Source organism: Nostoc sp. ChiQUE02, from assembly GCF_034531305.2.
Lineage (GTDB): Bacteria > Cyanobacteriota > Cyanobacteriia > Cyanobacteriales > Nostocaceae > Nostoc.
The window spans coordinates 12356-26909 of record NZ_JAVRBN020000001.1 but is presented as its reverse complement, the minus strand read 5'-3'; the positions used below and the strand labels follow the sequence as shown (position 1 = coordinate 26909).

Sequence of the window (14554 nt, the reverse complement as noted above, 5' to 3'; positions counted from 1 at the left end):
AATTTAATTTTTGAATGGTCGTTTTTCTATTTCAGCGATGGGTAAGAGTAGGGTGTCTTCGATGTGCGATCGCACCTCATGAGATACATAAATATTCTGCTTTAAAGAATAAATCAACAACTTATTAGTATCATAGTAATTTTTTAATCGCGTTTTCTCTTCTTCAGTTAATTGCAATTTTAAAATATTATTATCTGTTTCTCTTATACAGAAGTAAAGTCCATACTCTGGCATTTTATCTGGGTTGATTAAGTCTTCAGATATTTCCTTGAAAATAGTTTTTAATTTATATGTATCCTTTTTTTGACTAATAGCTTCACTAATTCCTGAGCTAATAACTCTGAGTGTATTAACTCTATTTTTTTTAGTAAGTAAACTTTTATCTAGTTTTATGGTTTCCATATTAAGTATTATTTCGCCAAGCAAATTAGCAACTATATCTATATCATATAGGAATAATCTATTTATGTTTATTTCACAAAAACTCGATAATTCAATACCAAAGTGTTCAATTGTTATTTCAATCATTTTTAATGACATAATTCGCCGATCAATTTTTTTATAGTCTCTAATAATAGATTTTTGTAACTCTTCTTTATTTTTATTGAAATAATCAATTATAAAGTCAGTGTATTTTTCTACTATGAAGTTTCCTAATAGTTCACCTAGCTTTTCAGTATCTTGTAATTGCATTTTACAGTATATTGCAAAAGCGTGTTCAAGAATACAAGCAAGTTCGCAGTAATATCTATCACTATATTGCACGAAGTTGGAGCGTTCACCAAGATTATAGACAAGAAAAAAGCCCAAATAAAAAGCTCTAAAGCCAGCTTTCGTATAGTATTGAGATACTCTATAAAACTTTTTATTTATTAAATTAAATATATGCTGCAAATTATATAATAGACTAATCGATTGATCAATTTCATGTTTAATTAATAATAAATTTTCATCATGCGATTCATTTCTTGAATTTAAATTTTCTATGGTTGCTGTCCGAGTAACTGGATGCAAGTAATAACCATAATTATTTACCTTTACAAGAGAACGTTTTATTAAAGCATCAATCACTCTTTGCTTCCGATTTACTGGTACGTCCCAAAGTAAACAAAACAGCCATTCTTTTGGAACAGTAATATCTTGATTAGGATAAATCCCTAAACGGCAAACTAGTTCATAGGCTTGTAAATTATTATTTTTAAGCTTATCTAATTGATATTGAACAAGTTGTTTGAGAGTTGGATGTCTTAATATATCTTCACAGTTTTCTTGCCAGTAAACTTTTAAATTCCCTTGAGCTTCTTTGACAATCTCAGGACTAAGGATAAACATAGCCTCAGCATTCCCGCCATAGGCTTGATGCATTTCACCAAGAGCATTATCATCTATACTAATTTCGCAACTTTTAAAATACTGTTGCCATGACTCTTGCTTCAATCCATCCAACTCATAATTAGTAAAATTTTGAAGACGTTTTACTGTATAGTCATAAATTTGCTCACGGCTTGTGATAAGCGTTACCGAATGTACACTTTTATGAGCTAGTACGGTTAATAGTTCTACATAATAGCTATGATATGGTTCTATAAATTCGCCATTTATTAAAGCAGATTCAAGATTATCAATTAAAACACCAAATTTTCTAGTCTTTAGCTGAATTTTCAATTGCTCCAGCATAACAATAAAATTTTGCTCTGGATTTACTTTAAAGTAATTTATGAGCTTGATTCTTACCCAATCTTCTACTGAGTTCAGGTTCTGGGGTGTACTTCCTACACGCAGTTCAAGATATTCTAAACCTTGAAGCTCAAACCATTTTGTAGCTAAGGTTGTTTTACCTATACCGCCCTCTGCGTGAATTAGAATAACTTTTGCGCCTTCGTTAACAAGGTTGTTGAGGTGTGCGATCGCTTCCTCACGCCCCACAAAATCAGGATTCTTAAATATCGTTTTCTCTTCAGTGGGATTTTCAGATTGTGGGAATTCTAAACTACTTTGATTTAATAACTCAGGCTTGTACTTTGCAAATAGAGTAATCAATTCGGGAAGCTTCGAGTGGCGTTGATCTTGAAATTCATTCGTTAAACCAAATGCCTCACAAATCTCCTGACGATGTTTTCTAACCGTTGTTGGTTTGATATACAGAGATTTTGCGATCGCTTCATCTTTCTCATTAGCCAGTAGTTTCAGCAGCACCTCTCGCCGCCTTTCAGTTAAGCGATTAAATACTGCATTGAAATGTTGTTGATTCATAACTCTTAGCGCATCACAACCACAATACACATCTGTGTACTCGATATAGTCACAAAGACTCACAGCATGTGTATTACTTGTGTACTAGGCTAACGCAAAAGTTGATGTAGTAATTCACTACTAGCAACTTATGAAATCTACCTACATCAATGGACGATGCTACTATCAAGGCAATGGTGGCGTTCTTCTTCCTGCTGTCACCACAGTTTTAAAAGCGACACAGCCACCAAAGTCTATAGCCGCCCTTTCCTATTGGCGCAATAAAGTTGGCGATGCAGAAGCAAATCGAATTGCTGCTAACAGCCGTCACCGAGGAAATGCCTTGCACCAGTTGATTAAAGAACACCTGCAAGGTTACTCACCCAAACCTGACAGCAGCCTGATTCAGCCTTACTGGGATAGCGTTCAATCTGTGCTAAACCAACTTAGCGATGTTCAACTGGTTGAGCAACTTGTGCCTAACTATCAGGAACTTTACGCCGGGAAAGTTGATTTAGTTACTCGTTACCAAGGTGTTCCACATTTAATTGAATGGACTACAGCCGAGGAACCAAAACTGAGAATTGATAAGCTTTATGACAAGCCTTTACAACTAGCTGCTTATGGTGGTGCGATAAATCGGTATTATAGCGATCGCCTCTTTAACTGCAAAATTAACCATGCTCTCATTGTCGTAGCCTTACCAGGTGAAGAAGCAGAGATTTTTGAATTTGATCGTGCAAGGCTAATTCACGTCTGGCATCAATGGCTTAATCGGCTGAATTTTTTCTTCAATGCAGTTGCTGCATAGAAATGCGATTGCATACCAACCAAAACTAAGCGATCGCCTACCCGACAGAAGCGATGTCTACGACGGGCTACGCCTACGCAAACATCTACCTCTTGTAGAATAGACAAGATGCTTCTTTGGCAACATAGTGTAATATAACTTAGTAATAATCGAGCGATCGCTGTTCTTTTTGGATGTAATTGCTATTAATGGGGCAATCTGCTACATATCAGCCTGGTTTCATGCCAAATTGTCCACCCAAAGACAGTAGATGAAGTTTTGTCTGAATAACTATAAGGGATGAAATAGCTCTGCTTTCCAAACAGTAAAAAAGGAACAGATTTTTATGGCATTTGATTACGACCTGTTTGTCATTGGTGCTGGGCCTGGAGGGTTGGCAGCAGCTAAAAAAGCAGCTAGTTACGGTGTACGTGTCGCTGTTGCCGAACAAGAAGCCATTGGTGGAACCTGTGTAAATCGCGGCTGCGTTCCGAAAAAACTGATTGTCTACGCCGCTGATTTCGCCCTGCAAAATCAAATAGCGCACAGTTATGGGTGGAGTGACTGTCAAACATACTTTGACTGGACATTATTTATTAAGTCAGTACATCAGCATATTGAGAGCGTTAACCAATCCTATTTTCAGCAATTGCAAAAAGCTGGAATTGAATTAATTTCTCAACATGCCACTTTTATAGATGCCCATACTATCAATGTTGATGGACGCACAGTTACATCTGACAAAATTTTAATTGCTGTGGGAGGGCAACCCCTCAAGCCCAAAATCCCAGGTATAGAATACGCCATCACCTCCCGCGAGATGTTTCAACTACCTTATCTACCAAAACGTTTAGCAATTATTGGCGGCGGCTACATTGGTGTAGAATTTTCCAGCATGATGCACGCTTTCGGTTGTGAGGTGACGGTAATTGAAAAAGACGAGATGATTTTATCGGGGTTTGATAATGACATTTGCTCTGCTGTACAAAAAGGTTTGAGCAAACGGGGAATTAAGTTATTCACCAATAGCAGCGTTCAACAAATCAAATACTCAGATGAGAGTTTGTTGCTAACTATTACTGGTGAGAAGCGAAAAATAATTACAGCAGATACGATCTTAGTTGCCACAGGTTACGCTCCCAACACCAAGAATCTTGGTTTGGAAAATGCCCATGTTGAACTTGGTAAAAATGGTGCAATCAAAGTAGATGAATACAGCCGCACCAGCCAAGAAAATATTTTTGCTGTGGGTGACTGCACCAGCCGCGTGCAATTAACTCCAGTGGCTAAGGCAGAAGGTATTGCCTTTGCAGATACAGTTTTTGGCAACAAGGTGCAAAAACTAAATTATGATTATGTGCCCACTGCTGTTTTTTGCCGTCCAGAAGCGGCTAGCGTAGGGATGACGGAGGCGAAAGCACGGGAAAAATTTGGTGAATCTATACAATGCTACTACACCCAATTTCAACCACTGTTGTATCAGTTAATCCAACAGAATGAGCCAACCACTATGAAGTTAGTCCTAAATGCTGATTCTGGGCAAGTTTTGGGTGCTCACATGGTGGGTGAACACGCAGCAGATATCATTCAAAGTCTCGGTGTGGCAATTCGCAAAGGCATTACCAAGGAAGACTTAGATGAAACCATAGGCATTCATCCCACGGCAGGAGAAGAATTTCTGTCGTTGAATTAACATCAGGTGCAGGACTCATTGAAGAAGACGCAAAGAAATAGATCAAATATTCTCTTTGCGTCCCTGCGTCCTTCTCAAGGAGTTTCTGAGGATGCTTCAGAGCAAGATTTTGTGGGAGCGCCTAATTCGTCTAACGTATTCATTAATGAGTCATCTTGTGGGATATGGTATCTGCTTTGGGAATTTACCAAATCGTCGAAAGCTTCAAGAGATTCAAGATCCTTAAGAGCTTCTGATGCAGACTGATATCGCTGTTTGAAATCATCCAGCACCATTTTACTAAGTATCTTAGCTAGAGAGTGGCTCACCTGGAAGCGTAGTTTACCGCCGTAGGCATCGCTCCATTGGATTTCCCCATCAGCATCTCTATCGAGGTCACGGGGTGCTATACCAGTCAAGGCTTTAATCCCAACCATGCCGACTGCATAGATATCACTACTGTAGTGTGGACGCCCAAAACATTGTTCGCTTGGTGCGTAACCTTGAGTACCAATGCCAATGGTAAAAGGGGTTTGCTCTTGATAATCGAGCTGTTTTGTGCTGACTTCTTTGACAGCGCCAAAGTCAATCAGTATCAGTTTACCGTCTGAATGTCGCCGGATGATATTGCTGGGCTTAATATCTCGGTGAATCACGTTGTTTTCATGGACAAATGTTAATGTTTGCAATAAGTCGCTGACAATTTTGATCGTAGCAATTTCATCAATTGCTCTACCTGCTAGCAATTCCTGATTTAAAGGATGACCAATGATCTGTTCTTGTACTAAATAAAATTCTTCATCTTCTTCAAAATACGCCAAAAGTTGAGGGATTTGAGGGTGAGTTCCCAATTTTTCTAAGGTTTGCGCCTCTGAGTTAAATAAACGTCTGGCAAGTTGCAAGGCTTCTGGTTTGGTGCTGGCTGGTTTTAGTTGCTTAACAACACATTGCGGATTCCCTGGACGTAGAGTATCTTCGGCAATGTAGGTTTCGCTAAATCCACCGGAACCGAGAACTTTGACAATTTTGTAGCGTTGAGCCAGGACTTTACCTGATAAGGCTAAATCTCTTTGCTGGATTAGGTATTGCAGGTCATATTGTTGGCTGATAATCTCTTGGACAACGGGAGAAGTTTTATACTTCTGAAAAATATCTACTAATTGGCGTTTTCTGATGCTTTCCCTCATTACTGAGGTTCCCAGGTAGCAAAGTCCGATCATAGCGATCGCGATTATTGGTACAGTAGTGGGAAAAATTAACTGACCATAGACAAATAACCCATAGCTAATTCCTACCCAAGCGCCAGACAAGGCGAGGCTATACAAAAATCTATTTATGCTACGTTTGCGTCTGCTAATCAACAAGGCTGTACTGCCAACTAGAATTAGCACAAACAAACCCCGCAATAGTGGAGTGTTAATTCCTTGAGCGATCGCTTTCCCTGTCATCAAAGTTGCGATCGCATTGGCGTGAATTTCCACGCCTGACATCGGTTGAGTGCTATTGCTAGCAGCTACTGGATAATAATCATTGTGTAACTTATCTGTTGCACCAATCAGCACGATCTTGTCTTTGAAGAACTTTCCCTGCTGTAAATAGGTGTTCCAGTTTTCCGGGTCGAGTACGTGCCAAAAGGGTATTTGTTCAAATGTACCCGCAGGCCCCCAAAAATAAATGCGATCGCCCTTAGGTGGGGGATAATTTACTTGTGCTGCCTTGAGAGCCGCTTCATCAAAGGAGAGTCGCTTCTTGGTAAATAAATTATCTTCACCTAATAACTTGGGAAACTCACTCGCTAATCGATGAACTTTTCCATCTACTTCTAAGGGGAAATTAACTGAGCCAATGGACACTGACTCTTTACGAAACATCTGTTGTGGGTCTGTCAGTTGCATAAAAGACCCTTGGTGCGTCTGGGAGTTTTCGTAGATGGCTGCTAAGGCAACTTTGCTACCATATTTTTGCAATGCTACCTGGAGTTGGCGATCGTCGCTAATTCCATAACTACTTTGTGTATCAAAAACTATATCTAATGCTACAGAGCGAGCACCTGCTTTGATTAATTTTGTGATTACCTGGCTATAAGCAGCACGTTGATAAGGAAAAGATTTCAGTGTTTCTAGGTAGGCATACTGTTGCGGATCTGTTTTATAGTACTGTTCGGGAACTGATATTGACTGATCGTCTATTGCTAAAATCACGATGTCTTCTGGAGGCACAATCGGTCCACGCACTTGAATAAAGCCAGAAAGCGCCTGATTTTCGATCAATTGAACCAATTCCCCACCAGAAGCACTCAGCAGTGCTGCCCCCATTGCCCAAGCGCCAGCCAGAAGATGACCTAAGCGAACCATCCACCTGGACTGGCGAACCGATGCTGTCGAAGTCAGTTTTGTCGGTTTACTTGAGTGTCTATTGGCAGCAAAGACATAGTTTTTAGTTAAGGTAGATGTAGGTTCTTCTGCCATATCGTGTTACTGATTGATTTAAGTCGAACACTTTTATTTATTCAGACCACGTTTTAGTGTAAGCACATTGAAATAAGACTTAAATGACAATCTTATACATTTGTAAACTATCTTCTATTCATCAACAAACTTTTATTGTCAGAGCTAGCCCCCAAGAGATTCTTACTCAAGCACTACCTAATTTATTCATTTTCTGTTGAATGAGTTACAACTAGTGATTGTCTCACAGATCAGAACCGGATATACTTTGCCTGTGCATTTGGTTGCGGTGAGATTTTACCCTAACCTAACCAACAAGTATGCTCCTAGCTGGGTGCTCTACCCAAAGCTGTCCCAAGGCCGTCTTCTTTCTCTGGCGCAATATTGGTACTTCTTACAAAGCGTGTCCTGATAGTGAGCGAAACAGTTCCGAGCAAAGAGTCCTGTTAGCGAATAGCTAGGGTTTAGCCTGTGCTGAGTTAACACATTGCAGATGATTGTTGAAGTTGTTCGGAAATTGCTACTAAAGCAAGCGAGTTGAGTCGTACAGAAAAAGAAACAAGTTCCTTATTCGATCCCCATTATTTTAATGATCGGCGAAGACTCAGGACTCAGCACTACTGAAAGTAAAACTTAAAGATAGGCATTAACTCATATCCCACCACTAGCCTATGCTATACCTCTTTAGGAGTAAACTTTAGTGTTATGCAGCTATGAATGCTGTTACTCAGTCAATTTTATTGGTAGATTTTGATCACAGGGTAGCTCTTGCAGTGCTGGAGGTGAATAAGGTTAGCACCCAGGATCTCAACTCCAAATGTTGCATCCGTTTTTATGCCTTGAAAGAGGTAGGATAAAAGCTATAGATGAAGAGCTACTTTATAGATATTAGCAAACAAGGCATTTGAAAATTGCTATAATCTATTGTTCCATCTAAATTCATATATATTATTAGGTGTAAATTTGTATGGGTTCTCCAATGAATCGTCTGTCTATTTTTGTAGACGGAAACAATATGTTCTATGCTCAACAAAAAAATGGCTGGTTTTTTGACCCGCGGCGAGTCTTAGAATATTTTAAACATGAGCAATCAGAAACAACATTAATTAATGCATTCTGGTACACTGGCTTAAAAGACCCACAAGATCAGCGAGGTTTTAGAGATGCTCTAATTAGTTTAGGATATACAGTCCGAACTAAAATTCTTAAAGAATACTATGATGATACCTCCGGTCGTTACTCGCAAAAAGCGAATTTAGATATTGAAATTGTTGTAGATATGTTTAATACAGTAGACCAGTATGACAGAGTAGTATTATTCAGTGGCGATGGAGATTTTGAAAGAGCAATCGAACTATTACGCTCAAAAAATACACATATTACGGTAGTATCAACTGAAGGAATGATCGCGAGAGAGCTACGCAATGCTACTGATAGATATATAGATTTAAATGATATCAGAGATCAAATAGAAAAAACTGAAGGTTAGTAGCCTTAGCAATTATTTACAAAGGTAAGAGTAAAAGAAAAACTAAGGTTGAAGATATATTGAGCTAAACGTAAACACTAAACAACAAAGGGCAAATGACAAACAAAACAGATCGAATCATCATTTTTGATACAACATTGCGAGATGGAGAGCAGTGTCCGGGAGCGACTTTGAATATAGACGAAAAGCTAGTTATTGCCAAGCAATTAGCGCGTCTAGGTGTAGATGTAATTGAAGCAGGCTTTGCTTTTGCTAGTCCCGGAGATTTTGAAGCAGTCAAGAAGATTGCTCAAATTGTCGGAACAGAAAATGGCCCGATAGTTTGTAGTTTGGCAAGAGCCATTAAAGCAGATATAGAAGCGGCTGCTGAAGCATTAAAACCAGCAGTTAACGCCAGAATTCACACATTTATTTCGACTTCTGATATTCATTTAGAGTATCAGTTGCGGAAGTCACGGGCAGAAGTGTTAGCGATCGCCGAAGAAATGGTAGCTTATGCCAAATCCTTCATGACAGATGTCGAATTTTCACCGATGGATGCGGCTCGTACCGATCCAGAATTTCTGTACCAAGTATTAGAGCGGACGATCGCAGCAGGTGCAACAACAGTTAACATTCCCGATACTGTCGGTTACACAACTCCTAGCGAATTTGGAGCGATGATTAAGGGCATTATCGACAATGTTCCCAACATCGACCAAGCGATTATTTCTGTTCACGGTCATAATGATTTAGGCTTGGCAGTTGCTAACTTTTTAGAAGCCGTCAAAAATGGCGCAAGGCAACTAGAATGTACAATCAATGGCATTGGTGAACGGGCCGGAAATGCATCACTAGAAGAATTGGTAATGGCGTTGCACGTGCGGCGGCAATATTTTAACCCTTATCTCGGCAGACCAGAAAATTCTCAAGAATCCTTGACAAATATCGACACCCGACAAATTTACAAAACCTCACGCTTAGTTTCCAATTTGACGGGAATGTTAGTACAACCAAATAAAGCGATCGTTGGGGCTAATGCCTTTGCCCATGAGTCTGGGATTCACCAAGATGGTGTGTTAAAAAACAAGCTAACCTACGAAATTATGGATGCCCAATTGATTGGCTTAACAGACAATCAAATAGTTTTGGGCAAACATTCAGGTAGAAATGCTTTCCGCACTCGGTTGAAAGAATTAGGCTTTGAACTGTCGGATACTGAATTAAATAAAGCATTCGTCAGATTTAAAGAAGTAGCAGATAAAAAGAAAGAAATTTCTGATTGGGATTTGGAAGCGATCGTTAACGATGAAATTCAACAAGCACCCGATTTGTTCCGGGTAGAGTTGGTGCAAGTTTCTTGTGGTAGCAACGCCCGTCCCACCGCTACAGTTACCCTGCGTACCCCAGACGGCGAAGAATTAACCGATGCTGCGATCGGTACTGGGCCCGTGGATGCAGTTTACAAGGCCATCAACCGTGTGGTGAATGTACCCAACCAGTTGATTGAGTTTTCTGTGCAGTCAGTAACAGCCGGTATTGATGCCATTGGAGAAGTAACGATTCGTTTACGTTATGAATCTAAAGTGTTTTCTGGTCACGCAGCGAACACAGATATCATCGTGGCATCCGCACAAGCTTATGTAAATGCGTTGAATAGGTTGTATGCATCTTTGCAAAGTCAAGAAAAGCCAGAGGAAGTGTCTGCACAGAAAGTCTGAGATCGGATCTGTCAACTCGCCCACAATAAAATCACCGCACCTTATTTTTAGCTGATGCTCAATAACTCCTCCCCGACCTTGGGGAGGAGTTATCTGTGAGTTCCGAAAAATTGTTAGAAAATTATGCTGACAGAAAAACATATTACTATCAGAGAAGCCACCACCAAAGAAGACTCACTGATTGCAAAACACTCTTATGAAATGTGGCTAGATATTGGTGTTCATGAGAGTAATATCCTTCTGGAGTGGCAGAATATTACCCTCAAATTTATAGAAGAGGCTCGTCGAGATTTGTTTTATAAGGCTTTTGTTGCAGAGCTTGATAATACAGTTGTGGGTTCTGTAAGTTGTCAACTTTTTGCAGGCTTATACCCAAATGTTTTCAAAGATGAATACCGCAAATTTGGATATATTTGGGGCGTTTACGTTGAACAACCTTACCGCAGACAAGGCATAGCTAAAGACCTAACTAATAGAGCAATTGAATATTTAAAAGCGATCGGTTGCACGCGAGTGCTTCTTAACGCCTCGCCATCAGGTAAACCAGTTTACTCCAGCCTCGGTTTCTCTGAAGGTAATTTAATGCAATTAGATTTGATTTAACGAAACAAAACTGAGGAGTCAGGAGCCAGAATGGGCTAAACGCCCCGCTACCGCTAACAGAATTGAATTCTGTGTAACTAGCGGATGAACAAACCTAAACCTGACAGGATAAGTTTATAGCTCAAGAAGCATCCGTGTTTGCTCATATTCGGATTTGTGCTACAAGTTAAGTTTATTAAGTTCATTATGAATATTTTTTACTTTTTTAGATTTTTTGATTTACTTGTAGGCATAAAATTTTATTCTGAGAAACGATGTTTATAATCAGTCAACTTGTATGAGTAGCGAAAAAACAACAGAATTGCCACTCTGGGTACAAGATAGAGATATAGTCATTGCTCATGATGAAGAAGTACAATGGCGAGAAGGAAAACGCCCGGATTATTCTTACACCAATGAATTTCTTCATCAAGAGAGTAAATTTCAGCATCCTGAAGGTTCTTTAGAAGCGATCGCCCAAAACTTAGTCCGAAATTTTGAGATGGAAGCTTCTAATAAATCTAATCCTCAACAGTGGCTTTCGATTGTTAATGATAAGTTTAAAATGAGTACCAATGGAGGACAACAATTCACTGCTCAAGATGTTGCAGTCGAAGGTACTTATAACCTGTTTTTAGGTCAAAGTGAGCAATATAACTCTGAAACAGAAACCTTTGAATCTTCATTTCAAGTTTTTCATACAGCCTTTCCTAATGGCTTCCTTTGGGAATTAACAGAAGTCCTTTCGGGACCACCTAATGTTACCTTTAAATGGCGACATTGGGGAACATTTAATGGTTCCTATAAAGACTATGCACCCACAGGTGAAACAATAGAAATCGTAGGAGTTAGTATTGCTCGCGTCACAGATGATTTGAAGATTGAGTCTTTAGAGCATTATTTTGATAATAATGTCTTTCTTCAGAAATTAACGGCAGGCGGTTGTCCCTTCCATTCCCAAAATCAGTAATCCTAGCGACTAGAAGTCGCGGTTACACCAGGCAAAACCCGCCTCCGCAGGTTAGCAAACCCTTGATTTTGTGTTAGTCCACTTGCGTGGACTAACCTGCGGGAAGCCGCAAAACGTCTATGTTTGTGTAATAGCGACTTCTAGTCGCCTAATACTTTTAAAACACTTATTCTTGATCAGCATTTGGATTTAGACGCATCATAATTTTTTCCGGTTCTGTCAAATTTTTAAATCCATAACGGCGATAAAGTCCATGAGCGTCTTTTGTGCCTAACATCCATCTTTGAACGTCTTGCAATTCTGGATATTCCAAAATATATTCTACAAACCATTTTCCTAAACCCTGTCCTCGATAAGGCTCCAAAATAAAAACATCTTTTAACAACGCAGAAGTTGCATAATCAGTGATGACTCTCGCAAAGCCAACTTGTTGATTATCTTCATAAAGTCCAAAACATAAAGAATTGTTTATTGACTTTTCTACAGTGGCCAATGGGATGTTTTCAGCCCAATAAGAAGTTTGTAAAAAATCATGAATCATTTGAATATCTAATTTAGATTTATCGGTGTTAATGTAAAATCGATGTTTTAACTCTTCATTCATCTTGCTACATCTTTTATTTAATAGGTTGAAAAATTATAATTCATTCTTGGGGTCAGGGGTTTATAGTGTCAAATGATGAAATTACTGAACCATTAGCTGGATAACAGAGGCTATATTCAGCATTCAAGGATATGGGTGCATTTATCATTGATTATGAATCAGTCTACAGCCAAATCTTGGCAAGAAGTCCGCGCTGCTTTTCAAAAAATCTGGGGTTATGAAGATTTTCGTCCACCGCAAGGAGAAATTGTTAGCAGTTTATTGTCACAAAAAGATGCGCTGATTATTATGCCCACAGGTGGCGGGAAGTCAATTTGTTTTCAACTTCCCGCACTGCTACAAACAGGATTAACTCTGGTAGTTTCGCCCTTGGTGGCGTTGATGGAAAACCAAGTTCAGGAACTACGAGAAAGCCACCAAAAAGCAGCACTTTTGCATAGTGAATTATCTTCATCTCAACGCCGTGCAACGCTGCAAGCTTTAGAACGTCAACAGCTAAGATTACTGTATTTATCGCCCGAAACTTTGCTCAGTGCGCCAGTTTGGGAAAGATTATCTCACCCGCAATTGCAAATTAATGGCTTAATTTTAGATGAAGCTCATTGTTTAGTGCAGTGGGGCGATACTTTTCGCCCAGCTTACCGCAGATTAGGGGCGGTGCGTCCGGCATTGCTCAAATCAAAACCACCAGGAACAAAAATCAGCATCGCTGCTTTTACCGCTACTGCTGACCCCTCAGCCCAAAAGATTATTCAAACAGTTTTACAATTACAGCAACCAGATATTTTCCGCTTGAATCCCTACCGTCCAAACTTGCATCCTAGCGTTCGCATCGCTTGGACACCACGAGGTAGGAAACAACAATTATTAAAGTTTATTCAAAATAGACCCCAACAATCGGGATTAGTTTATGTTCGCACTCGGAGAGATAGCGAAGATTTAGCCCAATGGTTAGCAGAGATGGGTTATGCCACAGCTAGTTATCATGCGGGATTGGGTGCAACCGAACGCCGTGAAGTAGAAGCAAGCTGGTTAAGTGGCAAAATCCCCTTTGTTGTGTGTACCTGTGCGTTTGGTATGGGGATAAATAAAAGTGACGTTCGTTGGGTTGCCCACTTTCACGCACCACATTTGTTATCTGAATATGTGCAAGAAATTGGCCGGGCTGGAAGGGATGGGAAACCAGCAGAAGCGTTGACATTGGTGAGTGAACCTACTGGGTGGTTAGATCCAGAGGATAAGCAAAGACAGCAATTTTTTCAAGAGCAAATGCGATCGCAACAACAAATAGCGCAGCAACTTGTGAAAAGATTACCAAAACAGGGAGAAGTGAATGCAGTAACTCGACAATTTCCCGAAGGTGCAACGGCGCTAGCTTTACTCCATAGCAACGGTCAGCTAAACTGGCTCGATCCTTTCCATTACAGTATTGGGCAAAAAGCCGGAAATCAGCCACCAACTCAATTACACGCTGTTAAACAGATGCAGCAATACCTAACAACTAAGCAGTGTCGTTGGCAGTTTTTGTTAAATGCCTTTGGTTTTGACAAAGAAGCTGCGAACTTACGTTGCGGACATTGCGATAATTGCCGTCAATGAGTATCAAAGACTCATTGACGAGTATAAAAGACTCGTTCACGAGTATCAAAGACTCGTCGCCGAGTATAAAAGACTCGTTCACGAGTATCAAAGACTCGTCGCCGAGTATAAAAGACTCATTCACGAGTATCAAAGACTCGTCGCCGAGTATAAAAGACTCATTCACGAATATCAAAGACTCGTCGCCGAGTATAAAAGACTCATTCACGAATATCAAAGACTCATCGCCGAATATAAAAGACTCATTTACGAGTATTACTCCCTTGCTGCTTGTTCGCCGTCAGGTGTTCCCGCTAGAATACGTAGATTTTTTAATAACTGCGATCGCGCAGCGTCTCGTTAGAGAAGGACGCAAAGGAAAAGATAAATAATCTTATCGTGCGACAGGGAATAAGTTAAAACTTTTTTCTTTCCCCTGCTCCCCTACATATTCTCCAGCTAGGTTCATCCAATAGGATGAATTGTCATT

The 14554-nt window shown here is 39.8% G+C and carries 11 protein-coding genes; 8 read left to right on the top strand and 3 right to left on the bottom strand.

The genetic code is table 11. The features are described from left to right. Positions 1–3: 3 nt before the first annotated feature. Positions 4–2253, bottom strand: coding sequence for an NACHT C-terminal helical domain 2-containing protein (locus RM347_RS00105; protein WP_322722033.1), 2250 nt, complete (start codon positions 2251–2253; stop codon positions 4–6). Between the two features lie 130 nt (positions 2254–2383). On the opposite strand from RM347_RS00105, the gene RM347_RS00100 reads away from it, so the two are divergent. Together RM347_RS00100 and gorA are read left to right on the top strand one after the other, a co-directional pair. Continuing rightward, entirely contained in the window at positions 2384–3043 is a 660-nt protein-coding gene (locus RM347_RS00100) for an exonuclease (RefSeq protein WP_322722032.1), read from the top strand. Between the two features lie 325 nt (positions 3044–3368). Continuing rightward, complete coding sequence (gene gorA / locus RM347_RS00095) at positions 3369–4715, top strand: glutathione-disulfide reductase (protein WP_322722031.1); 1347 nt, start codon at positions 3369–3371, stop codon at positions 4713–4715. A 74-nt stretch (positions 4716–4789) separates the two neighbouring features. Here the strand turns inward: gorA and RM347_RS00090 are convergent, their stop codons facing one another. Beyond that, a complete protein-coding gene (locus RM347_RS00090; protein WP_322722030.1) occupies positions 4790–7162 on the bottom strand; it encodes a CHASE2 domain-containing serine/threonine-protein kinase in 2373 nt (790 codons plus the stop codon). Between the two features lie 946 nt (positions 7163–8108). On the opposite strand from RM347_RS00090, the gene RM347_RS00085 reads away from it, so the two are divergent. The 4 genes from RM347_RS00085 to RM347_RS00070 all read left to right on the top strand — a co-directional run bounded on the left by RM347_RS00085 (position 8109) and on the right by RM347_RS00070 (position 11882). Next, a complete protein-coding gene (locus tag RM347_RS00085) occupies positions 8109–8630 on the top strand; it encodes an NYN domain-containing protein (RefSeq protein ID WP_041565194.1) in 522 nt (173 codons plus the stop codon). 95 nt (positions 8631–8725) lie between these two features. Next, positions 8726–10330: a 2-isopropylmalate synthase gene (locus RM347_RS00080; protein ID WP_322722029.1), complete on the top strand. Its 1605-nt coding sequence runs from the start codon at positions 8726–8728 to the stop codon at positions 10328–10330. Positions 10331–10453: 123 nt separating this feature from the next. Continuing rightward, positions 10454–10933: a GNAT family N-acetyltransferase gene (locus tag RM347_RS00075; RefSeq protein ID WP_322722028.1), complete on the top strand. Its 480-nt coding sequence runs from the start codon at positions 10454–10456 to the stop codon at positions 10931–10933. Positions 10934–11210: 277 nt separating this feature from the next. Further along, positions 11211–11882 carry a SnoaL-like polyketide cyclase gene (locus tag RM347_RS00070; protein ID WP_322722027.1) on the top strand — a complete coding sequence of 224 codons (672 nt, stop codon included), beginning with the start codon at positions 11211–11213 and terminating at the stop codon, positions 11880–11882. 166 nt (positions 11883–12048) lie between these two features. Here the strand turns inward: RM347_RS00070 and RM347_RS00065 are convergent, their stop codons facing one another. Then, entirely contained in the window at positions 12049–12486 is a 438-nt protein-coding gene (locus RM347_RS00065) for a GNAT family N-acetyltransferase (protein WP_322722026.1), read from the bottom strand. Positions 12487–12639: 153 nt separating this feature from the next. Between RM347_RS00065 and RM347_RS00060 the strand changes: the two genes are divergently transcribed. After that, a complete protein-coding gene (locus RM347_RS00060; protein ID WP_322722025.1) occupies positions 12640–14085 on the top strand; it encodes a RecQ family ATP-dependent DNA helicase in 1446 nt (481 codons plus the stop codon). Continuing rightward, on the top strand, positions 14030–14428 hold the full coding sequence (locus RM347_RS00055; RefSeq protein ID WP_322722024.1) for a hypothetical protein: 399 nt from the start codon (positions 14030–14032) through the stop codon (positions 14426–14428). The genes RM347_RS00060 and RM347_RS00055 overlap by 56 nt, the downstream gene beginning before the upstream one ends. The last annotated feature ends 126 nt before the right edge of the window (positions 14429–14554 follow it).

Coding starts and splice junctions, on each gene's coding strand:
- gorA (WP_322722031.1), top strand. CDS start 3,369: ATGGCATTTGATTACGACCTGTTTGTCATTGGTGCTGGGCCTGGAGGG.
- RM347_RS00080 (WP_322722029.1), top strand. CDS start 8,726: ATGACAAACAAAACAGATCGAATCATCATTTTTGATACAACATTGCGA.
- RM347_RS00100 (WP_322722032.1), top strand. CDS start 2,384: ATGAAATCTACCTACATCAATGGACGATGCTACTATCAAGGCAATGGT.
- RM347_RS00060 (WP_322722025.1), top strand. CDS start 12,640: ATGAATCAGTCTACAGCCAAATCTTGGCAAGAAGTCCGCGCTGCTTTT.
- RM347_RS00085 (WP_041565194.1), top strand. CDS start 8,109: ATGGGTTCTCCAATGAATCGTCTGTCTATTTTTGTAGACGGAAACAAT.
- RM347_RS00105 (WP_322722033.1), bottom strand. CDS start 2,253: ATGAATCAACAACATTTCAATGCAGTATTTAATCGCTTAACTGAAAGG.
- RM347_RS00090 (WP_322722030.1), bottom strand. CDS start 7,162: ATGGCAGAAGAACCTACATCTACCTTAACTAAAAACTATGTCTTTGCT.
- RM347_RS00075 (WP_322722028.1), top strand. CDS start 10,454: ATGCTGACAGAAAAACATATTACTATCAGAGAAGCCACCACCAAAGAA.
- RM347_RS00070 (WP_322722027.1), top strand. CDS start 11,211: ATGAGTAGCGAAAAAACAACAGAATTGCCACTCTGGGTACAAGATAGA.
- RM347_RS00065 (WP_322722026.1), bottom strand. CDS start 12,486: ATGAATGAAGAGTTAAAACATCGATTTTACATTAACACCGATAAATCT.